This window comes from Streptomyces sp. iso_384 (genome assembly GCF_056172905.1).
Genome location: NZ_JBWBTT010000001.1, coordinates 1,941,199 through 1,965,551, shown reverse-complemented (window position 1 = coordinate 1,965,551; position 24,353 = coordinate 1,941,199). Strand labels below are relative to the sequence as shown.

Here is a 24,353-nt window from a genome sequence, read left to right as displayed (position 1 = left end):
TCCGCTCGCCGACCCGGCGCGCGGCGAGACTCCGGAGGAGCGGCGCGTAGGCGTGGGGGCGGTGCCCACCACCCCGGTGCGGGGTGGCGGGGCACCGCCCTGCGCCGCGTCCGCCCCGACACCACCTCGGCCCCTACGGTGCGGAGCCCCCGTCACACCTTCCCGGCGGGCCCGAACGGCACCGTGAAGCAGGCCGCCCGCTCCCCCGCACCGCCCTGCCGGTCGTGAATGATCACCGACCGCGCCCCGGCCTCCCGGAAGCCCCAGTCGTGCAGCGCCTCCGCCCGGCCGCCGCCGTCCTCGTCCGTCCGGAAGTCGAGCCACACCTCGTTGACCGGGTCCGCGGTCGCCGCCGGGCGGTGCTGGTAGTGAGGTCCGGCCGCCGCGGGATCGGCGCCGCAGGGCGAGGTGTGCACATGCATCCCGTACGCCCGGCCGGGCACGAGCCCCCGCAGCCGGGCCCCGACCCGGGTGCCGGAGGGGTCCGTGAACTGCGTGACCTCGATCCGCGCGCCCGCCGGCACCAGCCGGGTGTCGTACGTCAGCGCGTCGGACGGGACGAAGGAACCGGGCGGGGAGAACACCCCCGCGGCCCGCATCCACGAACTGCCGCCCGCCGTGGCGGCGTCATCGCTGCGGCTCGGGTCCCCGCCTCCGCCGGGTCCTCCACCGCCGCTCGGCCCCTGCGCCGGGATCCCCACCGCAGGGGCCCCGTGCGCACCGTGGCCGCCGGGCTCCACGTCGTCCGTCGCGTGGGCGACGCCGACGCCGCAGGCCAGCGTCAGCAGGGCCACCGTGCCCGCCAGCACACCCGGGACCCGCGGAACGTCCGTCCTCCGCCGCCCGGAATTCGGGTGCGACGTCCCGTGTCCCGTCCGTACCATCCATGCCGTCATGCGCTGCTCCTCGCTCGTACCGGCCCTCGTGCCGGTCGTTCATCCCTCCTAACGGGCGCATGGCCTCCAGGTGTACGTGACCTGCACAACATCACCCGCCCTGGACGAGGCCCCGGGAACCCTCACGCGTACGCTGTACAGCTGAACCTGCCGCCCCTGCCGCTCCCCTGCGACGTCGCGGCGTTGACACGATCGGGGAGTAGTAGACGGTGCTAGAGAGTGTGGCCGCGCTGACCAGCAGCCCATGGATCTACGCGGTGGTCGCCCTCTCCGTTCTCCTGGACGTCTTTCTGCCCCTGCTGCCCAGCGGCGTGCTCGTCATCACGGCCGCCACGGCGGCCGCGGCCGGCTCCACCACCGTCAGCGGCGCCGACGGGGGCACTGGAGGACAGGTCCCCTCGCTCGTCGTGCTGATCCTGTGCGCGGCCACCGCCTCGGTCCTCGGCGACCTCGTCGCATACCGGCTCGCCTGGCGCGGGGGCGACCGGCTGGACCGGGCCATCGCCCGCTCCCGGCGCCTCAGCACCGCGCAGGAACGTCTCGGCGCCGCCCTGAGCCGGGGCGGCGGCGCGCTGGTGATCATCGCCCGGTTCGCTCCGGCGGGCCGCTCCGTGGTCTCCCTCGGCGCGGGCGCCGCCCACCGCAGGAAGCGGGACTTCCTGCCCTGGTCCGCGCTTGCGGGCCTGGCCTGGGCGGGTTACAGCGTGGGGCTCGGCTACTTCGGCGGCCGGTGGCTGGGCTCGACGTGGTTCGGCACGGCCGTTTCGGTACTGGCCCTGTTCGTGGCGGGCGCGCTGGCCGCGTTCGTGGTGAAGCGCCCGGCGACGCGGGCGGCGACGACACCGGCCGGGATCCCGGCGGATGCGGTGGAGACGCCGGTGCCCGCGCAGGCGGACACAGAGATGGAGATCGGGACAGCAGCGGGGACCAGGGCGGGGAAGGGGGCACCGGCGGTCGGGCCCGGCGGCCCGGCACCGGTGGGGGCGCCCGCTCCGGCCGCCCCCTGAACCGAGGGCAGTCGCGCGGCGGCGGGACTCAGCCCTTGGCCCCGCCCCGTATCTCCAGGCCGTCGAGCAGCTTCGTCGTGGCTGCGGTGATCTCGTCGACGGCCCGGTCGAAGACCTCACGGTTGTGCGCGGCGGGCGCGCGGAACCCGGAGACCTTGCGTACGTACTGAAGGGCGGCGGCCCGCATGTCCTCCTCGGTGGCCTCTTCGGGGAGGGCGGGCGGGCGGAGCGTCTTGATGCTGCGGCACATGTCTCCAGTGTGGACCGCCCCACTGACAACGGACACCCGTCGCCGTCGCCGCCCGCCGTCCCGGCCGGTTCAGCTCCGTACCAGGTCGCTCGGGTTCGACCGGTCGGTGCACAGGGCCCAGATCACGAAGACGTCGATCGCGATGGTGACGATGGCCCAGACCGGGGTGTACGGGAGCCACATGAAGTTGGCGATGAGGTTCAGCGAGGCGAGGGCGACGCCCGCCGCCCGGGCCCAGGGCGCGCCCTTGAGGATGCCCCAGCCCACGAGGATGAGGATCACGCCGAGGACGAGGTGGATCCAGCCCCACGAGGTCACGCTGAACTTGAAGACGTAGTCGTTGATCCGCGTGTAGACGTCGTTCGAGGCGATCCCCGCGATGCCCTTCAGTACCCCGAGGATGCCGTCGACGAAGAGCAGGACACCGGCGAACACCGTTCCTCCGGCCGCCCACCCGCTGCCGGTGTATCCGCCCGGACGCGGGTCGGCGGGGCGCGAAGCGCCGGGTGTGCTGGGCTGTGACATGAGGGCTCCTTGGTCGGAACAGACGCCGGGCGCCTGCTGTCCTGAGCTGCCCTGGTGGTGCGGGCAGATCAGCTCCGACGTTCCTCGCGACCCTCGCACGAAGCCACCTGGACGCACCCGTTCGGGTGATGTGTCACGGCGCGCAGACCGTCACGATGCGACCTTGGGCATCGACGGTGAGGGCCACGCGCTCGACCCGGTTGACGAGGGCGACGCCGGCCCACACGATGCCCCACACCAGGCACGAGAAGACGGTGAGGAAGGCGTGCAGCACATGGTTCACCGGCTGCCCGCGCACCAGCACCACCTGGCTCCCGGAGCGCGACTCGACGCGCCAGCCGCTCGCGATGCGCCGGCTCACCACCCAGTCGAGGATCAGCGTGCGCTGCGCCGCGTCGGGGGGCTCGGCCCCGGCCACGTAATACCCGGGCGGCGGTTCGATCGAGGCGGTCTCGCGTACCGTACGACGACGCTTCACGGGATCACTCCCAGGTGTCGAGGTCGCCGCCGCGCCATTCGATCAGCCCGGGCCGGTCCAGCTCGACGACCTTGTCGGGCCCCGGGGCGAACCCCGCGGCCCGCAGCAGCGCGGCCACCTCGCCCCGCCCGTGCGCCAGGCCGACGATCTGGCCGTGCACGGTGACCCGCCGCCCTCCGGTCGCGGAAGGCGGATAGACGATCACGGGCGGGTGCTCGGCCATGCCTCCACGGTGCCTTGAGCACTGCCCCCGCGCATCCCGGGAGGCGGACCGCCCGCCCCGCGCCACGGAACCGCCCGAGCGGGGGACTACGTCCCTGCCGGCGTACCTACGATCATGAACCGCGACGGAGGACCCGCCCATGGCGACAACGGCTGCCCGCTACCTGTACGTGACCCGGCACGGCCAGGCCTCCGCCGACGAGACCACGCTGACGGACGCGGGCCGCCGTCAGGCCGCACTGCTCGGGGAGCGGCTCCGCGGGGCCCCGATCACGGCGATCCACCACGGCCCGCTGCCGCGCGCCGAGCAGACGGCGAAGCTGATGGGCGAACAGCTCCCGGGCGTTCCCCTGGTGCCCTCCGAACCGGCCGGCGACTACCTCCCGTACCTGCCGCTGCGGGAGGAGCTGCCGCCGGAGTCGGCCGACGAGACGCTCGCCCGGCTGGCCGGCTTCCCGGCGGCGGAGCGCGAGCTGGGTCCCGGGCTGGCCGAGGAGGCGCTCGCCCGGTTCACGGGAACGGTCGAGGGCGACGAGCCCCGCCATGAACTCCTCGTCACTCACAACTTCCTGGTCGGCTGGCTCGTCCGGGCCGCGCTGGACGCCCCGAAGTCACGCTGGCTGGGCGTCAACCACGCCAACGCGGCGCTGACCGTGATCCGCTACGCGCCCGGCCGCGCGCCGGCCCTCCTCCTGTTCAACGACACCGGGCACCTGCCCGCCGAACTGCGCTGGACCGGTTTCCCGCCCGAACTGCACATCTGAAAGAAGACAAGCGCGGGCGGCACGGCTCCGGACGGAGGCGGCGACTCAAGCACCGGGCCCTTGCCCGGGCCCGGGCCTCCCGACCATCGACATGAGCAGCTCGTGCGTCCCGGCGTCCGCGGCCACGACGAGGCCCCGGCCGCCCGGTCCGGCCGGGGCGCCGTCGATCCCGGTGACGACACAGCCGGCGGCCCGGCACAGGGCGATCCCGGCGGCGAAGTGGACGCTTCCGCTCAGGTCGCCGCCGTCGGTGACGTAGGCAGCCCGCTTACCGGCCGCGACCCAGGCCAGCGCGAGCGACGTGGAGACGACGCGCGGGCGGAAGTGCTCCACGAACCCGGGGTGGGCCAGCAGGTCCACCGCCCGGAATCCGGGCGCGCCCGGGAACGGCGGATCGAGGTTCACGTCGACCAGCCGGGTGTCCGCCGTGGGCGCCAACGGCTCGTCGCCCTCGGCCCCGGACCGGACCCAGGCGGTCTCTCCGTCGGTGAGGAAGACCTCGCCGCTGAACGGATCGGCCACGGCGGCCGGACCGTCGCGCAACGCCACGTTGACGGCGACCAGTTGGGAGCCGACAGCGTAGTTGAGCGTCCCGCACAAGGGGTCCACCAACCACTCCCGCCCCGCACCGACCGCGCCCCGCCGGCCCCCCTCCTCGCCGTGCACCGCGTCCTCGGGCCGGGCAGCGCGGAGGAGGTCGAGGATGGCCTCCTCGGCCGCCACGTCGACTTCGGTGGCGAAGTCCCCGGCGCCCTTGTCGATACGGGAGTGGAGCTTCCCGTACCGGGCACGCACGACCTCCGCCCCGGCCGACGCCGCGGCGGCGGCCGTCTCGGTGTCGGTCGGCTCGGCAGGTGATTCGATCATGAAGAGAAGGCTAGCGGGAGCCCACGTACGCCGTCCGGAAGACCGGCTAAGGCCGTAAGCTCCCCGCCACGACACACCCTCGCACCCCTTCCCTCACACCCCTCCCTCACGCGCCTTCCCGGGGGCACGAGGTGCCGCGCGGCGGTGGCGAGAGCCCGGCCGAGGCCCCGGTGCCGGGCGTCCTCCTCCAGCTCGACGGCGACCTCCCACCGGCCGGCCACCCCGCGCCCGAGGACCAGCACGCCCCCGTCGGCCTCCCACATCCGCACCCCGTCCCGCCGCCGACGGGCGCTGACCACGCGCGGGTGCACGGGATCGGTGACCTCCCGCAGCTCCAGCCCGGGCACCGGGCAGCGAGGACGCCACGGTCAGCAGGTCGATGGTGTCGGTGACCCGCCCGGTGCGTTCCAGGAGGGCCGGCAGAAAGCGGGGATGCATGGTCGCGGCCGGCGCATCGCAGTCCAGAGCGGCGAGCGTCGCATGGACCCACTCGGGGTCCTCGTCGGTGAACACGACCGAGTGCGCGGTGAAGGCGACCACCCCCGTGTCACGACCGCTCGGCGCGGCGACCACGGTCGTGCCCCCATCAGCCTCCGGAAACCGCCCGCACGCCGCGGCGTCCAGGATCTCCGTCGCCGCCTGCCCCATGAAGTGCCCCCTCGCCCTTGGCCGTTCGGCCCGGCCGCCGCGTGCCGCCGCTTCACCACACGGCACGGTGGAAGCGGAAACGCCTCATCCACCTGTACGCAGTCGGCGCGCGGCCGCTGCCTCGATGATCCCCGGCCATGCCTCCGAGAGCCACGCCCGCACCGACGGGAACGCCGGAAGCCCGGGAGGCGGACCGTCGTGCAGGTGAGCCGTCTCCGGCTCCAGCAGGCGATTGCGAGAGAGCGTGGACGGCTCCTCCCCACCTTCCTCCGCCGCCCCCGAGACGCTCTTCAGGAACATCGCGTCGGCCGCGGACCAGCCACACGCCCCCGGTCACGCACGTCCCCGAGGAGGAGCCCTCGTTCCCGGTGGCCAGGGCCCAGGGGTCGGGCGCCAGACAGCGCACCGTGCCGACCCCCGTGAACGCCGCGGCGGCCGAGCACATCGGGCAGGCTTCCTGGGTGCCCCAGAGCGCGGTGACGCCCAGGTCCCATTCCGTACGGGCCGAGCCCAGCGCGTTCAACTCGGCGTGGGCCAGCGGCGTACCCCGCAACGGACCGTTGCCGGGCCCGGTGTCGTAGGCCTGGTTCCGGCCCCCGGCCAGGACCGCCCCGGCCGCGTCGACCAGCACGGACCCCACCGCGAGACCACCGGCCTCCACCGCCTCGCAGGCAAGCCCCAGGCTGCGCCTCACCGCTTCGGAAGCGGCGTCCCAGGCCTGTCCGAGGTCCTCGTCGTCCCTCTCCTCACGCACCGGCTCGGGGTGGACCGCACGGCAGCGGGAAGAGACGACGAAGGCCCCCGACCATGATCGGTCGGGGGTCTTCGTCATGTTTCCCGCTGGTGGGCGCGGACGGTTTCGAACCGCCGACATCTGCTTTGTAAGAGCAGCGCTCTACCCCTGAGCTACGCACCCGTGGATGAGGCAACAGCGTACATGGAGCGGGGCCCCTGCTCATAAACCGTTCCGGGGGATAACCCCACCTCGAAGACGGTAGCCGTCCGGATCCCGCCGGAGGGCCCGGGTGCATACGGTTCGAGTGCACCGGCAGCGACGTCCGGTGGCACGTACCGCACGCACTGGGGGACCGATCATCGTGGACATCGTTTCGAGCGCACCGACCCGCACCCGTCCCGGGGCGCCCGGGCGGGCCCTCGCTCTCGGGGGCGGGGTCGCGTTGCTGGCACTGGCGCTCACCGGGTGCGGGGGTACGGATGTGGACGGCGCGCCCGTCGAGCGCAAGTCCTTCGCGCTGGCGGGGAAGGTGCTGACCATCGAGGCCGAGAACGGCACCGTGGACCTCGTGCCGGCCGATGTGGAGCAGGTCGAGGTGGAGCGGCAGGTCGACGGGTGGGCGGTGTTCGGCAGCGGGCCGGACTCCGTCTGGAAGATGGAGCAGGACACGCTCACGCTCCGGGTGAAGTGCGAGGGCATGCTCAACAACTGCGATTCCCGGCACCGGGTGAAGGTGCCGCGCGGGGTCGATGTGACGGCCGCGTCGGACAACGGCACGATCACCGCCACCGGCTTCGACCGGGCGCTGGACCTCTCCTCCGACAACGGGGAGATCAACGTCCGGGAGGCGAGCGGATCGCTGAGGCTGAAGAGCGACAACGGGCGGATCCGGGCGGACCGGATCTCCGGCTCCTCCGTGGTCGCCCGCGCCGACAACGGGGAGATCCGGCTGGGCTTCAGCTCGGTGCCCGATCTCGTGGACACCGAGAGCGACAACGGGGGCATCACCATCGACCTGCCGCCGGGCGGGCAGAAGTACGCGGTGGACGCCTCCGCCGACAACGGGGACGTCTCGGTCGGGGTGCCGCGCAGTGACGACAGCGCCCATGTGGTGAAGGCGCGCAGCGACAACGGCCAAGTCACGGTGCGAAGCGCGAACTAACCGACCCGTGTGTTCGTCCTTACCTGGTGGGAGAATGTACCGGGCAGGGCGAATCGGCACGGGAGAGGGATGTGACGGCGACACACGCGCGGCCGGAGGCAGGAGCGGGTGGAAGTTCCGCCGTCCAGAGTGGTCAGGGTGGGCAGAGCCTGCCGGAGCGGCGCTCCCCCGGTTCCGGGGCGCGGGATCTTCTGGCGTTGATGCTGCTGCCCGTGCCCCTCGTGCTCGCCGCGTTGCCCGCCGCCTTCGCCGGTGGCGGTACGCGCCGGTGGTTCGGCGGGCGCGGGGAGAACGAGCGGGTCGAGGCGCAGGCCGCGAAGGACGCCGCCGCCGAGGCCTTCTACGACCTGGACAGCGCCCAGCGTGATCTCAGGATCTCCATCGAGACCATCAACGCCGTGGACAGCTCCTCGCGCGGCCGCAAGGCCTCCGAGGACTTCGCCGCGCTCGGCCGGCGCATCGACGAGGTCAGTCACGCCTACATCACCGCCGTCGACAGCCATGATCTGGACCGGGACGATCTGGAGCCCGCCGTCGCCTCCCGGGCCCGCACCGAGCTGACCCGGGCCAAGGACGACCTCGTACGGGTCAAGGGCGAGCTGGACCGCTTCGCCCAGGGGCTGGGGCCGCTGCTGGGCAGCGCGGAGACGCAGCTCGCCCGGCTCGCCCCCGCCGTCGAGCGGGCCCGGCAGGCCCTCCTGGGCGCGAGCAACGCTCTCGACGCGGTACGGGCCGCGGGGCTGCGGGCCGACGAGCTCGCCGCCCGGCTCGCCGCGCTCGCCCCGGAGCTGACCAAGCTGAACCAGGGCGCGGGGAAGCACGGGGTCGCGGAGACGCTTCAGCGGGCCGATGTGGTGCTGCGTGACGCCGAGGCCGTACGGACCGAAGCCGAGCGGCTGCCCGAGCGGGCCGCCGAGATCGACCGGCGGCTGGTGTCGCTGCGGACCCGCGCCCAGGCGCTCACGACGCGGGCCGGTTCGGTGGAGCCGGTGCTCAGCGAGTTGCGGCGGCGTTTCTCGGCCGCCTGCTGGCAGGACCTCCAGCCCGTCCCGGAGCAGGCCGCCGTGAACGTACGGCAGGCCGAGGAGAAGCTCGCGGAGGCGGCGAAGGCGCGCGACGAGCAGCGCTGGGCGGACGCCACGTCCCGGCTGTCCACGGTCCGTGCCCTGCTCAACGCCACGGACGAGGCGGTGTCCGCCGCCGGGGACCGGTTGCAGCGGTTGAACGCCGTGGCGAAGGACCCGCAGCAGGAGATCGAGCGGACCCGGTTCGCGGTGCGGGACGCCCAGCGTCTCGCCATGGCCGGCCGGCACACGCCCGATCCCCGGCACGCGCGGCCGCTCGACGACTCCGTCGCCCGGCTGGAGCGGGCCATCGCCGGGCTGGAGGGACGCCACCCCGACTACTGGCACTTCCTGACCGAGACCGAGGCCGTGCGGCAGACCGCCGCCCGGGTCGTCTCCGACATCCGCGAGGAGCGCGGCGGCGGCACCTGAGCCGTCCCGGCACCGGGGGGCGTGGTCTCCGGCCCCCGATGGCTCTAGCCTGAGCCCATGCCTCGTTACGAATTCCGCTGCCGCACCTGCGGAGACACGTTCGAACTCAGCCGTCCCATGGCCCAGTCCTCGGACCCCGCCTCCTGCCCCGCCGGCCACGACGACACCGTCAAGCTGCTGTCCGCCGTGGCCGTGGGCGGTGCCGCCGGCTCCGCACCCGCGCCGTCCGGCGGGGGCGGGGGCTGCTGCGGGGGCGGGTGCTGCGGCTGAGCCGCCCCTCCCGGCCGACAGGCGTCGGGCCTACTTCTTGCGGGACAGCGTCAGGCCGTCCGCGACCGTCAGCAGGACGCTGTCCATCCGGGCGTCCGCGCTCACGTGGTCGTTGAACTTCTTGATCGCCGCCGCCGGGCCCGTCGCCTCCGGGTCCGTCACCCCGCCGTGGAAGAGCACGTTGTCCGTGGCGATGACCCCGCCCTGCCGCAGCCGGGGCACCAGCTCCTCCCAGTACGCGATGTAGCCGCCCTTGTCCGCGTCCAGGTAGGCGAAGTCGATGTGCGGCTCGGCGGGCATCGCGCGCAGGGTGTCCAGCGCCGGGGCGATGCGCAGGTCGATGCGGTCCGCGACGCCCGCCTTCGCCCAGGCCTCGCGCCCGTACGCCGTCCACTCCTCCGAGATGTCGCAGGCGATCAGCGTGCCGTCGGCGGGCAGCGCCCGGGCCATCGCCAGGGCGCTGAACCCGGTGAACGTGCCGACCTCCACCACATGCCGGGCGCCCACCAGCCGGACGAGGAAGGCCAGCAGCGGGGCCTGCTCCTCGGCCGACACCATGCCCGCGTGGTCGGGGAACTTCGCGTACGTGGTGTCCACCAGCTCCCGCTGGACCGGATCCAGCGGTGGATTGTGGGCCAGCATGTACGCGTACAGCTCGTCGGTGATCGTTGTTTCGTTGCCCTTGGTCATGACCCCAGCCTTCCCCACCCCGCGCCGTCGCGCAGCCGAAATCACGCAGCGGAAGCCGCCAGGAAACGCCGCAGGATCTCCTCCCCCGCCGCTCCGCCGCGCTCCTCCAGGGCCGTGACATGCGGGGCCCGCCAGCCCTCGTCGGCCAGTTCGCCGTGGCCCGGGCGCCAGCCCAGGTCGGCGGCGAGCAGCAGGTCGGCGTCGAGGAGGGAGTCTCCGGCGGCGAGCGTGTGCGTGGCGCCGGTGCGGCGGGCCACCTCGTGCATCGCGGCGCTCTTGGTGAGCGGCGCCGGGACCACGTAGATCTTGCGGCCCTGGAGCGAGACCGTCCAGCCGCGCGGTCGGGCCCACGCGGCCAGTTCCTTCACCCATTCCTCGGGCAGCAGGGCGCGTTCGACGACGAGGTAGGCGAAGAGGTCCTCGGCGACCCGTTCCTTGAGGAGCCAGGCCGGGTCGGCGGTGGTGGCGAGGTGGGCGCGGATCTCGGTGAGGGGCGCGCACTCCTCCGCGATCCGGGTCTCGACCCGCCGCCGCCAGTCGTGGTCGGAGGCGCCGTCGACCAGGATGTGGCCGCCGTTGGCGCAGATCGCGTACCGGGGTGCCGGGCCGGGCAGGTGGATGCGGTGGTACTGCTCACGGGTGCGGGTGGTGGTCGGCACGAAGACCGTGGCGGCCGCCACCTCGGTGAGAAGCGCGGCGGCCTTCTCCGTCATGTAGGAGAGCGGCTTGTGGCCGTACACCTCCACGCAGAGGAGCCGGGGGGCCTCCGCGTCCGGCATGGACAGGTCGAGCGAGGCCGCCGAGTAGATCAGCGTACGGTCGAGGTCGCTCGCCACCAGCGTGGTGGAGCCGTTCACAGCGGTCGGGGTGTTCATGCGCCCTGCACCGCCTTGCCGTCCGCGCCCGTCGCGCCGCGCGTGAACCGGGGGTGGATCAGACCGACACAGCTGTACGGGAGGTCGTCGACCTCCTCGACCGGGACGCCGCGCTGTTCGGCCAGCAGCCGGATGTGGGTCAGGTCCGCGCCCGCGCCGCGCTTCGCGAGGATCTTCCAGGGGACCCGGCGGAGCAGGACCCGGGTGGTCTCGCCGACGCCCGGCTTGACCAGGTTGACGTCGTGGATGCCGTACTCCTCGCTGATCCGCTCGACGGCCGCCCAGCCCTCCCAGGTCGGGGCGCGGTCGGCGGCGAGCAGTTCCTTGGCCGCGTCCTCGACCTGGCCCGCCACCTCGTCGAAGCGGGCGGCGATCGTGTCGAGGAAGAGACCCGAGACGTCGGAGTCCGCCAGTTCCCGGTAGAACTTTCCGCCGTGGAAGTCGTCGGGGCCGACCAGGTCGGCGCGGAGCACCGTACGGGAAATGAGGCCGGAGACCGTGGAGTTGAGGCAGGCCGAGGGGATGAGGAAGTCCTCGCGGGTGCCGTACGTCCGGACGCAGCCGCCCGGGTCGGCGAGCACCGAGATCTCCGGGTCGAAGCCGGCCGGTCCGCCCGATGTCTCGAACTCACTGATCGCCGAGGCCAGTTCGCGAGTGATCGCGCCCTTCCCGGTCCAGCCGTCGACGAACACCACGTCGGCCGGGTCGTGATGGGCGGCCAGCCAGCGCAGGGCGGTGGCGTCGATGCCCCGGCCCCGGACGATGGAGATGGCGTAGTGCGGCAGGTCCAGGCCGTGCCGGTGCCGGGCCCAGCGGCGCATCAGCACCCCGACCGGGGTTCCGGCGCGGGCGAGCGAGACGAGCACGGGGCGCGGGCCGCGTTCGGCGAGGACCGTCTCGGTGACGGTGCCCACCGCGCGGGCGATGCGGGCGGCGGAGGTCTCCAGTGCGGCGGTGAACAGGGCCTGGTACTCGGCGCTCGGCTGGTATTCCACCGGAAGCGACTCCGCGTAGTGCGCGCCGCCGCTCTGGATCGCCTCCTCGCGCTCCTCGGCGGGCGCTTCCAGCTCGGTGTCCGAGAGGTCCTGGAGCAGCCAGCCGACGTCCTCCGGCGCGTAACTGGAGAAGTCGGGGCCTCGGAGGGGCTCGGGCAGCACGGCGGACTCCTGCGAGTGGGGGACAGGTGTGGGGGTGTACGAGGGGACGACCGCGAGGAGCACCTGGCCGGTATGGGCCGCCAGGCGGGCCAACAGCCCTTCGGGGGCGTGCAGTTCGGGGGTGTCGGCGGTGGAGTCGACGACGGCGACCACGGCGTCGAAGCCGGCGCCCGCCACGTTGTACGCGTACCGGTCGCCGGGGCCGTCCGCCGGGTCGTCGTGGGCCGGGAAGACGAGGCGGGTGCGTATCGCGTAGCCCGGGTCGTCGACGGCCAGCACCGGCGAGCGGGTGGTGGTGGAGCAGCGGATCTCGGCGTCGGACCCGAGGGCCGCTTCGAGGGCCGTGCCCAGGCGCAGGGGCGCGTACATCAGCTCCTCGAAGCCGAGGACGAGGACCCGGCGGGGGCCCTGGACCCGGCCGCCCGCTTCGTCGCCGCCCAGCGCGGCCACGATCCGGTCCGCCATGGCCGGGAGCGCCGCTTCCAGGGCTGCCCGGTGGGCGGGGGTGAAGCCGTGGCGGCCGCCGTCGGGGACGCCCGCGGGCCAGTCGAGGTCGACGCGAGTGATGGGGGCGGCATGGCCATCGGCCTCGTGGGCCGGCTCCGTCTGCTCGGCCTGCTTCACTCGCTCCGCCTGTTCCGCCTCCTGTGCCGCGACCAGCGCCTGGCCGCGTTCCAGAACGCCGTCCGGCAGCGTGACCGTGCCCGTGGAGCGGGTCACCAGGTCGACGCGGGCGCGTATCTCGGTGGCGAAGGCGGTCAGCCGGTCCCGGTCGCCGGCCGAGCGCATGTCGACCAGGGCGACGATGACGTACCGCTCGCGCGGGTGCAGGGCGTGCAGCGCGCGGATGGTGTTCAGGACCGTGTTGCCGGTGGAGAACTCGTCGTCGACCAGGACCAGCGCGGAGGCGTCCGCCCCGGGCCCGCCACCCGCCAGCAGCTCACCGTCCTCCGGCAGCAGCAGGTGCGAGGTGGCGTGCGAGTGGGACTCCTCGAAGCCGCCCGCCTGCCGGGCGCCCGCCACCGGACGCCGGGTGGAGTGCAGGTACGGGGCGTCCCGCAGGCCGTCCGCGACGGCGTGGCCGAGGCCGGTGGCCGTCTCCGCGTACCCGAGGACCACCGCGCGGCGGGCCTCCTGCTCGCCGAGGAGCTCCCGTACGCGCTCACCGAGCCCGTATCCCGCCCCGTACACGACCGAGGGCCGCTGCGGCACATGCTTGCCCAGCACGTTGGAGACCAGCAGATGCGCCCGCTTGGGGTTGCGGCGCAGGGCGAGGCCCAGCAGTTCCTGGAGCTCCCCGTCGCCTTCGAGGGCGACTCCGAGCCGCTCGGCCACCCAGTTGCCCGACCACACCACGTTCACGGTCTCTTCTCTCGTCGCGCGCTCGCTCATCGATGCGCGCTCAGTTCGTCAGGCCGGCGGCCAGCAGGTCCACGAAGCCGACGTCTTCCCTCGCCACTCCGAAGACCTCGGCGCGCTGGAGCGTGCGCTCCGCCCAGGCCCGGTGGGGCTTCACTTCGTTCATCTTGTTCGTGTACGCCGAGCGCAGCACCCCGCCGCCCCCGCGCTCGGGGCTCAGGATGTCCTGGGCGTCGGTGTACTCCTCGTGGCTGACCACGGACAGGGCGTGGACCGGCGCCACGTGCGACGGGTGGATGCAGGTCTTGCCGAGCAGTCCGTTGGCGCGGTCGAGCTCGATCTCCCGGAGCAGTCCGTCGAGGTCGTGCTCGATGAGGGCCGTGCGCAGTTCCTCGGCCCGGCCCTCCAGGAAGGGGCTGCGGCGCAGCTGGGGCTTGAACATGCGCTCCTGGCGGCGGAAGTACTCCCAGACCGGGCCGGTGATCGTGAAGCCGGTGCCGTCGGCACGGCCGAGCACATTGACCACGTCGGCGATGACGGAGGCGACGATATGGACGTCGTACGCGGTCATGTCGGGTGCGCGGCGCAGTCCGTAGGCCGAGCAGAAGTCGGTGACGCCGAGGCGCAGGGCGAGCACCCGGTCCCGGTACTTGTCGACGCTGCGGGCGATGCCCTGGAGGATTTCGCCGCGCGTCTCCAGATGGAGCAGTTCCGGGGATTCGAGGACCGGCATGGCGAAGAGTCGCCGGCCGCACGCCGTTTCGGCCTCGGCGAGCGCTTCGAGGAACTGCCTTCCCCGTTCTTCGGTGAATTTGGGAAGTACAAAACCGGACAACATCCGGACCGAGTCGCCGAGGCGCCGCACCAGGTCGGTGATCTGGGCCGGTTCCCGTACGCGGATGAAGAGCAGCGGGACGTCGACTCCCGCCGCGTCCGGCGTGTTCCCGGCACCGGCCGGGCCCTTCGGGGTGGCCCCCGGTGCCGTGGTGCGGGCGGCCAGCGCGGTGAACTGCCTGATCAGGTTGGCTTCGGCGCCGGTCACCTCGGCGTCGTCGATCGAGTCCTCCAGGCACAGCACCATGGAGACCACGCCGCGTCCGGCCTGCTTCAGCACGTCGTCGGCGAGCGACGGGCGGGTGGCCGGGGAGTAGAGCGTGGCCCCCAGGGCGACGGAGAGCATCCGCGCCGGCGAGTCCGCGGTGAAGGTGCAGGGCTCCCGGAAGAACAGGCCCTCTCGGGCAGTGGGCGATATGTGCCCGAAGTGATGCATGATTTTCCCCCGAACTGCCTGACCGGCCGAACAACGTATGGCCGGTAATAGTACGTACGGACGAGTGTCAACAGTTCCCCATGTACATGAATTTCCGGTTACCCGCCCCTTGTCCGACCCCCTCGCGAGGTATCGTCACGCCCTGCCCGCGCCGCCGCCGGGCAGGGTCGTGCCGCCCCCCGCGTTGTCCGCACGGGCCCCCAGCAGGCAGGATGACGGTCATGACGCACACGATGCTGAAGGGCTCGAACGTCCCTGTCGATGCCGCGGCCGTCCGGGCCGTGCTGCGCTGGACCCCGGGCGCCGGGGTTCCCGACGTGGACGCCTCCGCCCTGCTCCTCGGTGCGTCCGGCCGGGTGCGGTCCGACGAGGACTTCGTCTTCTACAACCAGCCCCGGCACCCCTCCGGCCTGGTCCGGCGGCTGCCGAAGCGCAGCATCCCGGAAGGGCTGACGGACACGATCGAGGCGGACCTCGGGGCGCTCGACGCCTCGGTGGACCAGGTGGTCATCGCGGCCTCCTCCGACGGGGCCGCCTTCGAGCAGGTGCCGGACCTGCGGATACTGCTGTTCGACGCCGCGTTCGCCGATGGCGATCCGCTGGCGGTGTTCGATGTCCGGCCGGAGACCGGCGAAGAGACGGCGATCATCTGCGGTGAGCTCTACCGCCGCGGCGAGGGGTGGAAGTTCCGCGCGGTCGGCCAGGGCTATCCCACCGGCCTGATCGGCCTGGCCACCGCCTTCGGTATCTCGGTGGACGAGTCGGAGGCGGCGAACGGTGCGGAGCCGGCGAACGACGCCCAGGACCCGGCAGCCGCGGGGCCGCTCCCGGCCGCCGTGCCCCCGCCTCCGGCCGTGCCGCCGGGGCCCGCTGCCGCCCCCGTGACCGCCGGGCCCGACTCCCAGGCCACGGTCCAGCACCAGCAGCCCTCCTACGGCTATCCGCCGCCGGTCGCGCACCCCGCTGCCGCCGCCGCGCCCCAGCGGCCGGCGTACGGCTATCCGCAGCCGGCCGCCGCGCCGCCCGCGTACGGCTATCCGCAGCCCGCGGCAGCCGCCGCGCACGCGCCCGACCCCCATTTCGTGTTGCCTCCACAAGGTCCGCAGTTCGTCCGGTCCTGATCCGCCCGGCCCGCCGGCCACACCCCCGGGCTCAGGTCCGGGTCTTGTAGCCGCGCCCCCACTGCATGCCGTAGCCGTACAGCCGGTCCAGCTCCGACTGGAAGCCGTACACGAACTTCACCTCGCGGCGCACGATCAGCTCGTCCTTGACGTTCTCCACGGTGAACACCGCGCAGGAGCGGGCCTGCGGCGCGCGTTCGTCCAGCTCGATCTCGATGCGCGGGCCGTTGCCCGGGTAGAGCGTGATCTTGGCGTGGGTGCGGTCGAAGGCGGGCGTCCGGTCGTAGATGTAGACGAAGAACAACAGCCGCTTGATCTTGTCGCGCTGATCGAGGTTGACGTAGACCGTCTCGCCCGAGGGAGCGCCGAACCGGTCGTCGCCGCTGAGCCGGACGTAGGGCGGGCCGTTGAGGTCGCCGATGAGGCTGCCCAGGGGCTGCACGACGCCCTTGGTGCCGTCCGTCAGCTCGTACATGCAGCCGAGGTCCAGGTCGACGTTGACGACGCCCTGGGTGTGCGCCTGGACCACCTCGGGCTTGAAGAGCTGGAGGGGGCGCCGCAGCCGGCCGCTCTGGCGTGAGCGGCCCTCGATGTCCGAGGTCCGCATCCGCCAGGACAGATTGACCCGGAGGTTGCCCGACAGGGCCCCCTGCTTGCTGAGCGAGATCGTGGCGTTCCGCTTGGACAGCAGGATGGCGCTCGACGTCGAGTTGCCCGAGTCGAACTGCGCCGCGCGCCCCGGCCACAGGCCGTCGAAGAATCCCATACCAACCCCCACCTGTTCCGCGCCGCCCGGACATCACTGCGGGGCGGCCGCCGGGCCGGGTCCGGGAGTTCCGGAGAGCCGTCGCCGTGTGGGCCGCCCCGCAGAGAGCGTTCCTCAATCCTTACCGGGTCACACCCCGGAGGACACTTCTGCCTTGGTGTCCGATCCGCCGCCCCCGCCGGATTCCGCGGCGAGCGCGCGGTTGCGCTTGACCGAGGACCAGAAGGAGAGGGCGATCAGGATGACACCGACCGAGCCGGTGATCAGCTCGTTGATCTCGTACTGGATGGTGATCAGCAGGATGACGGAGAGCGCGCCGATCGCGTAGTGCGCCCCGTGCTCCAGGTAGACGTAGTCGTCGAGCGTGCCCTCGCGCACCAGGTAGACGGTGAGCGAACGGACGTACATGGCGCCGATGCCGAGGCCGAGGGCCATCAGCACGATCTCGTTGGTGATCGCGAAGGCGCCGATGACGCCGTCGAAGGAGAACGAGGCGTCCAGGACTTCCAGGTAGAGGAAGAGGAAGAACGCGGCCTTTCCGGCGAGGGCGACCCCGGTGACGGGCTTGCCCTTCTTCTTGGCCTCTTCCTCGGCCTCGTGCTCGCGCTCCTCCTCCTCTTCGAGCTTGTTCTCGAAGAAGCCGGAGAGCCCACCGACGATCAGGTAGGTGATCAGACCGGCGATGCCGGAGAGCATGACCGTCGACGCCTTGTCGGCGTGACCGCCACCGTGCTGGTGGGCGTTGGTCGCGAAGGTCATGGCGGTGATCAGCAGGATGATCAGCGCGACGCAGACCGACAGCATGTCGACCTTGCCGAGTTTGGCGAGCGGACGCTCGATCCAGCGCAGCCACTGGATGTCACGGTCCTCGTCGAAGATGAAGTCGAGGAAGATCATCAGCAGGAACATGCCACCGAAGGCGGCGATCGACGGATGGGCGTCCGTGACCAGTTCCTTGTACTTGTCCGGGTCGTTGAAGGACAGGTCGATGGCCTCGATCGGTCCGAGCTGGGCGCTCACGGCCACGATCACGACGGGGAACACCAGTCGCATACCGAAGACGGCGATGAGGATGCCGATGGTGAGGAAGATCTTCTGCCAGAAGGCATTCATCTTCTTCAGGATTCCGGCGTTGATCACCGCGTTGTCGAAGGACAGCGAGATCTCCAGGACGGACAGGATCGCGACGATGCCGAAAGCCTGCCACCCCCCGTAGAGGATCGCTGCGACCAGGCCGAGCGCGGTGACCGCGAACGACCAGCCGAAGGTTTTCAGAACCACTGGCTACCCCATCGTGTTATGTAAAAGGGTCTCCCCCGGTGTCGGGGCCCCCCGCGCCGTGCGCGGCGTTATGAAACGTTGACGCCGAAGTCTAGAGCGATGCCGCGCAGGCCCGACGCGTACCCCTGCCCGACTGCACGGAATTTCCACTCGCCGTTGTACCGGTAGAGCTCTCCGAAGATCATCGCGGTCTCCGTCGAGGCGTCCTCGCTGAGGTCGTAGCGGGCCAGTTCCTGACCGTCGGCCTGATTGACCACGCGAATGAAGGCATTGCTGACCTGGCCGAACGCCTGGCCCCGGTTGTCCGCGTCATGGATCGAGACCGGAAAGACGATCTTGTCGCAGTGGGCGGGAACCTGGTCGAGACGGACGATGACGGACTCGTCGTCGCCCTCGCCCTCCCCCGTGAGGTTGTCGCCGGTGTGCTCGACGGAGCCGTCCGGGCTCGTGAGGTTGTTGTAGAAGACGAACCACTCGTCACCGAGCACCCGGCCCGACTGGCACAGCAGTGCGCTGGCGTCGAGGTCGAAATCGGCTCCCGTGGTGGAGCGTGCGTCCCAGCCGAGCCCGACCAGCACCTGTGTGAGGTTGGGTGCGACCTTGGAGAGGGAGACATTGCCTCCCTTGGCCAGCGTGACGCCCATGTGTGTCCTCCCCGAGTCGTGTAAAACGCTGCCGGGCGCTTTCGACGCCCGAGGTCGGGCGTCGAAAGCGCCCGGTCAGGGGGTGTCCGGCCCGGTTCCGGGCCGGACACCCCCTGGGGCCAGAACGTCAGACGTTGACGCCGAAGTCCTGGGCGATGCCGCGCAGGCCGGAGGCGTACCCCTGGCCGATGGCACGGAACTTCCACTCGGCGCCGTTGCGGTACAGCTCGCCGAAGACCATGGCAGTCTCGGTCGAGGCGTCCTCGCTGAGGTCGTAGCGGGCCAGCTCGGTGTTGTCGGCCTGGTTGACCACGCGGATGTACGCGTTGCGGACCTGGCCGAAGCTCTGCTGGCGGGTCTCGGCCTCGTAGATCGAGACCGGGAAGACGATCTTGTCGACGTCGGCCGGCACACCGGCCAGGTTCACCTTGATGACCTCGTCGTCGCCCTCGCCCTCACCGGTGGTGTTGTCACCGGTGTGCTCGACGGAGCCGTCGGGGCTCTTCAGGTTGTTGAAGAAGACGAAATTGCCGTCGGTGGCGACCTTGCCCTCGGTGTTCGTCAGCAGCGCGCTGGCGTCGAGGTCGAAGTCACCGCCGGTGGTGGTGCGGGCGTCCCAGCCCAGACCGACGATGACCGCGGTCAGGTTGGGCGCGGCCTTGGTCAGCGAGACGTTGCCGCCCTTGCTGAGGCTGACTCCCACGAGTCCTCCAGTAGTTTTCTCAGGGGCCGGCAGACACCAGCGTCCCCGTCGTTCGTTGGCATCGGATCAACGATTGGATCCTAGTGACCGGTTCCCGGCCAAAACAGGCTTTTGACCGGGCGTCGCCAGGAGATCGTCTCAGAGCGCTTCGAGCGCCTTGACGTAGTCGTTCAGGTCCCGGGCGTCCGGGAGGCCGTTCACGACGCTCCAGCGGATCACACCCGTCTTGTCGATGACGAAGCTGCCGCGCACCGCGCAGCCCTTGTCCTCGTCGAAGACGCCGTACGCCCGCGAGGTCTCCCCGTGCGGCCAGAAGTCGGACAGCAGCGGGTACTCCAGGCCCTCCTGCTCGGCGAAGACGCGCAGGGTGTGGATGGAGTCGTTGGAGACGGCGAGGAGCTGAGCGCCCTCGTTCTCGAAGCGGGGCAGCTCGTCGCGGAGCGCGCACAGCTCGCCGGTGCAGACACCGGTGAAGGCGAACGGGTAGAACACCAGCACCACGTTCTTCTCACCGCGGAACTCCGACAGCCGCACGGTCCGGCCGTGGTTGTCCTTGAGCTGGAAGTCCGGGGCCTGACTGCCGACCTCGATCGTCATGGAACACGCATCCTTATCGCCGCTTCTCCGCGTCCCGGGCCGGGTCCGTCCGGGTGACACCCACCCTACGCAGGCCGGTCGCGGGCGTACGAAGGCCCTCACGGGCACGGTGTGCGCCCGCGAGGGCCTCGGGTGGTGCGGAGGAGTGGTTCAGCGCTTGCCCTTGGCCCCCTTGGGGGTGGCCAGACGGCTGCCCGTCCAGTCCTTGCCCGCGCTGATGCTCTTGGTCTGGGCGAGCCCGGCCGTCTGGGCGGCCTCATTGATGTCGCTCGGTTCGACGTATCCGTCACGGCCGGTCTTCGGCGTCATCAGCCAGACCATCCCGCCGTCCTCGATCAGACCAATGGCATCCACCAGCGCGTCCGTAAGGTCGCCGTCCTCGTCGCGGAACCAGAGCAGGACGACGTCGGCGACGTCGTCGTACTCCTCGTCGACGAGTTCCTGGCCGGTAGTGGCCTCAATGCCCTCACGGAGCTCCAGCTCGACGTCGTCGTCGTAGCCGATCTCCTGGACCACCTGTCCGGGCTCGAACCCCAGGCGTGCTGCCGGGTTGGTCCGCTCCTCCGCGTGGTCCGCGGTCGCGCTCACGGGTTGCCTCCTGATCATGTCTTCGGAAAATGCTGCAGCCACGCGCGTGCGCGGGGCGTTGGCCGTAGTCCACACGGGCTCGGCGAATCGCGCAAGTACCCAGCGTGCGAGACCGCCTATACGGTGACGTTCCCTGCCACGTCGCCGCAAGTTCCGGCATGTCTCCACGGCGGCTTCCCGGGGTCTCCCCCGCGTCGCTCCATCCGTTTACGTCCTTCCTCAGCTTATGCGGTTTCGATCCGCCAATCGGAGTCGAACAGCCTTTGGGAACGCTTGGACGCCTTGGGCGTAAGGTTGCGGTTTGCCCGTACCCAGCCGCGTACTGCCCATACTCGTGCCCCGCCGACGAGTTTTCGGAACCTCGGGGTTACCCCACGGTAGAGATGACGTTCGGGCCCTCGCGGTAGCACGATGGAGACGGCGCACACAGAGTTGGCAGAGTCGTACGGGGGTCCGTTCCCCGTGAACAGGCCCCGTAGAGCACCACCGAACAGCGAAGGAACAGTGTGGCTTCCGGATCCGATCGCAACCCGATCATCATTGGCGGCCTTCCGAGCCAGGTCCCGGATTTCGATCCTGAAGAGACCCGGGAATGGCTCGACTCCCTCGACGCCGCCGTCGACGAGCGCGGCCGTGAGCGGGCCCGCTATCTGATGCTCCGGCTCATCGAGCGCGCGCGGGAGAAGCGCGTCGCCGTGCCGGAGATGCGCAGCACGGACTACGTGAACACGATCGCCACGAAGGACGAGCCGTTCTTCCCGGGCGACGAGGAGATCGAACGCAAGGTCCTCAACGCGACCCGCTGGAACGCCGCCGTGATGGTCTCGCGGGCGCAGCGTCCCGGGATCGGCGTCGGCGGCCACATCGCCACGTTCGCGTCCTCCGCCTCGCTGTACGACGTGGGCTTCAACCACTTCTTCCGGGGCAAGGACCAGGGCGACGGCGGTGACCAGATCTTCTTCCAGGGGCACGCGTCCCCGGGGATCTACGCCCGCGCGTTCCTGCTGGACCGGCTGAGCGAGGCGCAGCTGGACGCGTTCCGCCAGGAGAAGTCGAAGGCGCCGAACGGCCTTTCCAGCTATCCTCACCCGCGGCTCATGCCGGACTTCTGGGAGTTTCCGACCGTCTCGATGGGCCTCGGTCCGCTCGGCGCGATCTACCAGGCGCGGATGAACCGCTACATGGAGGCGCGCGGGATCGCCGACACCTCCAAGTCGCACGTCTGGGCCTATCTGGGCGACGGCGAGATGGACGAGCCGGAGTCGCTGGGCCAGCTGTCCATCGCGGCCCGTGAGGGCCTGGACAACCTGACCTTCGTGGTCAACTGCAACCTGCAGCGGCTGGATGGCCCGGTGCGCGGCAACGGCAAGATCATCCAGGAGCTGGAGTCGCAGTTCCGGGGTGCCGGCTGGAACGTCATCAAGCTGGTCTGGGACCGCTCCTGGGACCCGCTGCTGGCGCAGGACCGCACGGGCATCCTGGTCAACAAGCTGAACACCACACCGGACGGCCAGTTCCAGACGTACGCCACGGAGACCGGCGCGTACATCCGCGAGCACTTCTTCGGCGACGACCCGCGGCTGCGGGACATGGTCAAGGACATGACCGACCAGCAGATCCTGCACCTGGGCCGCGGCGGTCACGACCACCGCAAGGTCTACGCGGCCTATGCGGCGGCCAAGGCGCACAAGGGCCAGCCGACGGTGATCCTGGCGCAGACGGTCAAGGGCTGGACGCTGGGGCCGAACTTCGAGGGCCGCAACGCGACCCACCAGATGAAGAAGCTCACGGTCGAGGACCTCAAGCGCTTCCGGGACCGCCTGCACATCCCGATCACGGACAAGCAGCTGGACGAGGGCTACCCGCCCTACTACCACCCGGGCCGCGACTCGGAGGAGATCCAGTACATGCACGACCGCCGCCAGGGTCTGGGCGGTTACGTCCCGACCCGGGTGGTGCGCGCGAAGCCGCTGCCGCAGCCCGAGGACAAGACGTACGCGGCTGCGAAGAAGGGTTCGGGTTCACAGTCGATCGCCACCACCATGGCGTTCGTCCGCATCCTGAAGGACCTCATGCGGGACAAGGAGATCGGCAAGCGTTTCGTACTGATCGCGCCCGATGAGTACCGCACCTTCGGCATGGACGCGTTCTTCCCGAGTGCGAAGATCTACAACCCGCTGGGCCAGCAGTACGAGGCGGTCGACCGCGATCTGCTGCTCGCGTACAAGGAGTCGCCGACCGGGCAGATGCTGCACGACGGCATCTCCGAGGCGGGCTGCACGGCCTCGCTGATCGCGGCCGGTTCGGCGTACGCCACGCACGGCGAACCGCTGATCCCGGTGTACGTCTTCTACTCGATGTTCGGGTTCCAGCGCACCGGCGACCAGTTCTGGCAGATGGCCGACCAGCTCGCGCGCGGCTTCGTGCTGGGCGCCACGGCCGGTCGCACCACGCTGACCGGTGAGGGCCTCCAGCACGCGGACGGCCACTCGCAGCTGCTGGCCTCGACGAACCCGGGCTGTGTCGCCTACGACCCGGCGTACGGGTTCGAGATCGCGCACATCATGAAGGACGGGCTGCGCCGGATGTACGGCGAGGCGAACGAGGACGTCTTCTACTACCTCACCGTCTACAACGAGCCGATCCAGCACCCGGCCGAGCCGGAGAACGTGGACGTCGAGGGCATCCTCAAGGGCATCCACCGCTTCTCCACCGGAGAGAAGGGCGAGATCCCGGCCCAGATCATGGCGTCCGGCGTGGCGGTCCCCTGGGCCCTGGAGGCGCAGAAGATCCTCGCGGACGAGTGGAACGTCAAGGCGGACGTCTGGTCGGCGACCTCCTGGAACGAGCTGCGCCGCGAGGCGGTGGATGTGGAGCGCTACAACCTCCTGCACCCGGAGGAGGAGCAGCGCGTCCCGTACGTGACCAGGAAGCTGGACGGGGCCCAGGGCCCGTTCGTTGCGGTCTCGGACTGGATGCGTTCGGTGCCGGACCAGATCGCGCGCTGGGTGCCGGGCGCGTACCAGTCGCTGGGCGCGGACGGCTTCGGCTTCGCGGACACCCGGGGTGCGGCCCGCCGGTTCTTCCACATCGACGCGCAGTCGATCGTGCTGGCGGTCCTCACCGAGCTGGCCAAGGAGGGCAGGATCGACCGGTCGGCCCTGAAGACGGCGGTCGACCGCTACGAGCTCCTGGACGTGGCCGCGGCCGATCCGGGCGCGGCGGGCGGCGACGCGTAGGCAGGAAGTTTCGACCCGGAGGGGCGGTGGCGCGGAAGCGTCGCCGCCCCTCCGGCGTGTCCGGGCAGCTCCCGCCCCTCGGCGTGTCCGGGCTCAGTTCTCCCAGATCTTGAAGGCGCGCACCTGGTACGGGGACCGGGGCGTCCAGGTGCCGCCGCCGGGGTACGTCTCGAACTCGCCCGTCTCCGCGCACTCGGCGGACTGGTAGGTGGTGACGGGCCGCCCGGTGCGGTTGGCGAGCGACTGGGCGTCGCCGCCCTTCGGCAGCGGTACGCAGCTCTCGATGTCGGTGTCGGAGAGCTCGAAGGTGTGGCGGGCGCCGGTGAAGTCGGGCTTCTTCCAGAGGCAGAGCCGGCCCGCCTCACAGGTCCCGAGCGTGACGCCCGAGGCCCCCGGGGAGCGCTCCGGAGCCGCCGCGGCCCGGTCGTGGGCCAGGGCCTGGGGAACGAGTGCGGTGACAGCCAGAACTGCCGCGAGAACGGTCGTACGCGTAACCGTCATTCGTGTCGTGGTCGTACGCATGGTGGATCAACCCCCGTGGTCGGTCGGTGACGTGCTTCGCCGATCACTCTGCGTCACCATGCGCGGTGTGCGGAAGACGGGCCGGGGGTTGCCACCCTGATAGGCGACAGCCCCGCCGAAAGGATTCGGCGGGGCTGTGACCTGCGCTGTGTTGACGATCCGCGCCATTGACGACCGGTGCCATTGACGACCGGTGCCGTCGACGACCGGTGCCGTCGAC

25 protein-coding genes, 1 tRNA gene and 1 pseudogene are annotated in these 24,353 nt (G+C 71.2%); 7 read left to right on the top strand and 20 right to left on the bottom strand.

The window, feature by feature from the left end; translation table 11 throughout:
* Positions 1–152: 152 nt before the first annotated feature.
* Complete coding sequence (locus AC0VY3_RS08535) at positions 153–896, bottom strand: superoxide dismutase family protein (protein ID WP_103511667.1); 744 nt, start codon at positions 894–896, stop codon at positions 153–155.
* Between the two features lie 209 nt (positions 897–1,105).
* Here AC0VY3_RS08535 and AC0VY3_RS08530 point away from each other — a divergent pair, with 209 nt between their 5' ends.
* Positions 1,106–1,903 carry a DedA family protein gene (locus tag AC0VY3_RS08530; protein ID WP_103511668.1) on the top strand — a complete coding sequence of 266 codons (798 nt, stop codon included), beginning with the start codon at positions 1,106–1,108 and terminating at the stop codon, positions 1,901–1,903.
* Between the two features lie 28 nt (positions 1,904–1,931).
* On the opposite strand, the gene AC0VY3_RS08525 is transcribed toward AC0VY3_RS08530, so the two are convergent.
* The 4 genes from AC0VY3_RS08525 to AC0VY3_RS08510 form a co-directional block, all read right to left on the bottom strand.
* On the bottom strand, positions 1,932–2,153 hold the full coding sequence (locus tag AC0VY3_RS08525) for a DUF2277 domain-containing protein (RefSeq protein ID WP_103511669.1): 222 nt from the start codon (positions 2,151–2,153) through the stop codon (positions 1,932–1,934).
* A gap of 69 nt (positions 2,154–2,222) precedes the next feature.
* The gene (locus AC0VY3_RS08520) at positions 2,223–2,678 is read right to left on the bottom strand and encodes a DUF7144 family membrane protein (protein ID WP_103511670.1); all 456 of its coding nucleotides are present in this window, start codon (positions 2,676–2,678) and stop codon (positions 2,223–2,225) included.
* A 133-nt stretch (positions 2,679–2,811) separates the two neighbouring features.
* A complete protein-coding gene (locus AC0VY3_RS08515) occupies positions 2,812–3,156 on the bottom strand; it encodes a DUF8108 domain-containing protein (protein WP_103511671.1) in 345 nt (114 codons plus the stop codon).
* A gap of 4 nt (positions 3,157–3,160) precedes the next feature.
* Entirely contained in the window at positions 3,161–3,379 is a 219-nt protein-coding gene (locus tag AC0VY3_RS08510; RefSeq protein WP_007459297.1) for a hypothetical protein, read from the bottom strand.
* 139 nt (positions 3,380–3,518) lie between these two features.
* Here AC0VY3_RS08510 and AC0VY3_RS08505 point away from each other — a divergent pair, with 139 nt between their 5' ends.
* On the top strand, positions 3,519–4,142 hold the full coding sequence (locus AC0VY3_RS08505; RefSeq protein WP_103511673.1) for a histidine phosphatase family protein: 624 nt from the start codon (positions 3,519–3,521) through the stop codon (positions 4,140–4,142).
* A gap of 45 nt (positions 4,143–4,187) precedes the next feature.
* Here the strand turns inward: AC0VY3_RS08505 and AC0VY3_RS08500 are convergent, their stop codons facing one another.
* From AC0VY3_RS08500 to AC0VY3_RS08485, 4 genes and pseudogenes are all read right to left on the bottom strand, one after another.
* Positions 4,188–5,009 (bottom strand): inositol monophosphatase family protein, encoded by an 822-nt coding sequence (locus tag AC0VY3_RS08500; protein WP_475549327.1) that lies wholly within the window; start codon positions 5,007–5,009, stop codon positions 4,188–4,190.
* Positions 5,006–5,657 (bottom strand): annotated as a pseudogene (locus AC0VY3_RS08495) (GNAT family N-acetyltransferase). Before AC0VY3_RS08495 ends, AC0VY3_RS08500 begins: the two are co-directional and overlap by 4 nt.
* 52 nt (positions 5,658–5,709) lie before the next feature.
* Positions 5,710–6,489 (bottom strand): nucleoside deaminase, encoded by a 780-nt coding sequence (locus AC0VY3_RS08490; protein WP_475549326.1) that lies wholly within the window; start codon positions 6,487–6,489, stop codon positions 5,710–5,712.
* Between the two features lie 9 nt (positions 6,490–6,498).
* Positions 6,499–6,573 (bottom strand) — tRNA-Val (locus AC0VY3_RS08485).
* Positions 6,574–6,754: 181 nt separating this feature from the next.
* Between AC0VY3_RS08485 and AC0VY3_RS08480 the strand changes: the two genes are divergently transcribed.
* The 3 genes from AC0VY3_RS08480 to AC0VY3_RS08470 all read left to right on the top strand — a co-directional run bounded on the left by AC0VY3_RS08480 (position 6,755) and on the right by AC0VY3_RS08470 (position 9,321).
* Positions 6,755–7,555, top strand: coding sequence for a DUF4097 family beta strand repeat-containing protein (locus AC0VY3_RS08480; protein ID WP_103511675.1), 801 nt, complete (start codon positions 6,755–6,757; stop codon positions 7,553–7,555).
* Positions 7,556–7,626: 71 nt separating this feature from the next.
* Complete coding sequence (locus tag AC0VY3_RS08475) at positions 7,627–9,051, top strand: hypothetical protein (protein ID WP_475549325.1); 1,425 nt, start codon at positions 7,627–7,629, stop codon at positions 9,049–9,051.
* A gap of 57 nt (positions 9,052–9,108) precedes the next feature.
* Positions 9,109–9,321, top strand: coding sequence for an FmdB family zinc ribbon protein (locus AC0VY3_RS08470; protein WP_137235271.1), 213 nt, complete (start codon positions 9,109–9,111; stop codon positions 9,319–9,321).
* Between the two features lie 30 nt (positions 9,322–9,351).
* On the opposite strand, the gene AC0VY3_RS08465 is transcribed toward AC0VY3_RS08470, so the two are convergent.
* From AC0VY3_RS08465 to AC0VY3_RS08450, 4 genes are read right to left on the bottom strand one after another with little or no spacing between them, the layout of a single operon-like run.
* Positions 9,352–10,011: an O-methyltransferase gene (locus tag AC0VY3_RS08465; RefSeq protein WP_103511677.1), complete on the bottom strand. Its 660-nt coding sequence runs from the start codon at positions 10,009–10,011 to the stop codon at positions 9,352–9,354.
* 41 nt (positions 10,012–10,052) lie between these two features.
* Complete coding sequence (locus AC0VY3_RS08460) at positions 10,053–10,886, bottom strand: HAD family hydrolase (RefSeq protein ID WP_103511678.1); 834 nt, start codon at positions 10,884–10,886, stop codon at positions 10,053–10,055.
* Entirely contained in the window at positions 10,883–13,435 is a 2,553-nt protein-coding gene (locus tag AC0VY3_RS08455) for a phosphoribosyltransferase (protein WP_475549324.1), read from the bottom strand. Before AC0VY3_RS08455 ends, AC0VY3_RS08460 begins: the two co-directional genes overlap by 4 nt.
* A 10-nt stretch (positions 13,436–13,445) precedes the next feature.
* A complete protein-coding gene (locus AC0VY3_RS08450; protein ID WP_475549323.1) occupies positions 13,446–14,672 on the bottom strand; it encodes an HpcH/HpaI aldolase/citrate lyase family protein in 1,227 nt (408 codons plus the stop codon).
* A gap of 212 nt (positions 14,673–14,884) precedes the next feature.
* Here AC0VY3_RS08450 and AC0VY3_RS08445 point away from each other — a divergent pair, with 212 nt between their 5' ends.
* On the top strand, positions 14,885–15,793 hold the full coding sequence (locus AC0VY3_RS08445; protein ID WP_103511680.1) for a TerD family protein: 909 nt from the start codon (positions 14,885–14,887) through the stop codon (positions 15,791–15,793).
* A 31-nt stretch (positions 15,794–15,824) separates the two neighbouring features.
* On the opposite strand, the gene AC0VY3_RS08440 is transcribed toward AC0VY3_RS08445, so the two are convergent.
* From AC0VY3_RS08440 to AC0VY3_RS08415, 6 genes are all read right to left on the bottom strand, one after another.
* Positions 15,825–16,559, bottom strand: coding sequence for a TerD family protein (locus AC0VY3_RS08440; protein ID WP_103511681.1), 735 nt, complete (start codon positions 16,557–16,559; stop codon positions 15,825–15,827).
* Between the two features lie 129 nt (positions 16,560–16,688).
* Positions 16,689–17,840 (bottom strand): DUF475 domain-containing protein, encoded by a 1,152-nt coding sequence (locus AC0VY3_RS08435; protein WP_103511682.1) that lies wholly within the window; start codon positions 17,838–17,840, stop codon positions 16,689–16,691.
* Between the two features lie 68 nt (positions 17,841–17,908).
* Complete coding sequence (locus AC0VY3_RS08430; protein ID WP_103511683.1) at positions 17,909–18,484, bottom strand: TerD family protein; 576 nt, start codon at positions 18,482–18,484, stop codon at positions 17,909–17,911.
* Between the two features lie 127 nt (positions 18,485–18,611).
* Positions 18,612–19,187 (bottom strand): TerD family protein, encoded by a 576-nt coding sequence (locus tag AC0VY3_RS08425; RefSeq protein WP_030622260.1) that lies wholly within the window; start codon positions 19,185–19,187, stop codon positions 18,612–18,614.
* Positions 19,188–19,325: 138 nt separating this feature from the next.
* Positions 19,326–19,784: a peroxiredoxin gene (locus tag AC0VY3_RS08420; RefSeq protein ID WP_475549322.1), complete on the bottom strand. Its 459-nt coding sequence runs from the start codon at positions 19,782–19,784 to the stop codon at positions 19,326–19,328.
* A gap of 150 nt (positions 19,785–19,934) precedes the next feature.
* Positions 19,935–20,372, bottom strand: coding sequence for a DUF3052 domain-containing protein (locus AC0VY3_RS08415; RefSeq protein WP_030078202.1), 438 nt, complete (start codon positions 20,370–20,372; stop codon positions 19,935–19,937).
* 506 nt (positions 20,373–20,878) lie between these two features.
* Here AC0VY3_RS08415 and aceE point away from each other — a divergent pair.
* Positions 20,879–23,611, top strand: coding sequence for a pyruvate dehydrogenase (acetyl-transferring), homodimeric type (aceE, locus tag AC0VY3_RS08410; protein ID WP_103511685.1), 2,733 nt, complete (start codon positions 20,879–20,881; stop codon positions 23,609–23,611).
* Between the two features lie 93 nt (positions 23,612–23,704).
* Here the strand turns inward: aceE and AC0VY3_RS08405 are convergent, their stop codons facing one another.
* Positions 23,705–24,133, bottom strand: a complete 429-nt coding sequence (locus tag AC0VY3_RS08405; RefSeq protein WP_103511686.1) for a peptidase inhibitor family I36 protein — start codon at positions 24,131–24,133, stop codon at positions 23,705–23,707.
* Between the last annotated feature and the right edge of the window lie 220 nt (positions 24,134–24,353).

Excerpts from the sequence above, each read along its gene's own strand:
- AC0VY3_RS08525 (WP_103511669.1), bottom strand. The coding sequence starts at position 2,153 with ATGTGCCGCAGCATCAAGACGCTCCGCCCGCCCGCCCTCCCCGAAGAG.
- AC0VY3_RS08460 (WP_103511678.1), bottom strand. The coding sequence starts at position 10,886 with ATGAACACCCCGACCGCTGTGAACGGCTCCACCACGCTGGTGGCGAGC.
- AC0VY3_RS08535 (WP_103511667.1), bottom strand. The coding sequence starts at position 896 with ATGACGGCATGGATGGTACGGACGGGACACGGGACGTCGCACCCGAAT.
- AC0VY3_RS08450 (WP_475549323.1), bottom strand. The coding sequence starts at position 14,672 with ATGCATCACTTCGGGCACATATCGCCCACTGCCCGAGAGGGCCTGTTC.
- AC0VY3_RS08490 (WP_475549326.1), bottom strand. The coding sequence starts at position 6,489 with ATGACGAAGACCCCCGACCGATCATGGTCGGGGGCCTTCGTCGTCTCT.
- AC0VY3_RS08440 (WP_103511681.1), bottom strand. The coding sequence starts at position 16,559 with ATGGGATTCTTCGACGGCCTGTGGCCGGGGCGCGCGGCGCAGTTCGAC.
- AC0VY3_RS08510 (WP_007459297.1), bottom strand. The coding sequence starts at position 3,379 with ATGGCCGAGCACCCGCCCGTGATCGTCTATCCGCCTTCCGCGACCGGA.
- AC0VY3_RS08420 (WP_475549322.1), bottom strand. The coding sequence starts at position 19,784 with ATGACGATCGAGGTCGGCAGTCAGGCCCCGGACTTCCAGCTCAAGGAC.
- AC0VY3_RS08455 (WP_475549324.1), bottom strand. The coding sequence starts at position 13,435 with ATGAGCGAGCGCGCGACGAGAGAAGAGACCGTGAACGTGGTGTGGTCG.
- AC0VY3_RS08500 (WP_475549327.1), bottom strand. The coding sequence starts at position 5,009 with ATGATCGAATCACCTGCCGAGCCGACCGACACCGAGACGGCCGCCGCC.
- AC0VY3_RS08445 (WP_103511680.1), top strand. The coding sequence starts at position 14,885 with ATGACGGTCATGACGCACACGATGCTGAAGGGCTCGAACGTCCCTGTC.
- AC0VY3_RS08465 (WP_103511677.1), bottom strand. The coding sequence starts at position 10,011 with ATGACCAAGGGCAACGAAACAACGATCACCGACGAGCTGTACGCGTAC.
- AC0VY3_RS08505 (WP_103511673.1), top strand. The coding sequence starts at position 3,519 with ATGGCGACAACGGCTGCCCGCTACCTGTACGTGACCCGGCACGGCCAG.
- AC0VY3_RS08430 (WP_103511683.1), bottom strand. The coding sequence starts at position 18,484 with ATGGGCGTCACGCTGGCCAAGGGAGGCAATGTCTCCCTCTCCAAGGTC.
- AC0VY3_RS08520 (WP_103511670.1), bottom strand. The coding sequence starts at position 2,678 with ATGTCACAGCCCAGCACACCCGGCGCTTCGCGCCCCGCCGACCCGCGT.
- AC0VY3_RS08405 (WP_103511686.1), bottom strand. The coding sequence starts at position 24,133 with ATGCGTACGACCACGACACGAATGACGGTTACGCGTACGACCGTTCTC.
- AC0VY3_RS08470 (WP_137235271.1), top strand. The coding sequence starts at position 9,109 with ATGCCTCGTTACGAATTCCGCTGCCGCACCTGCGGAGACACGTTCGAA.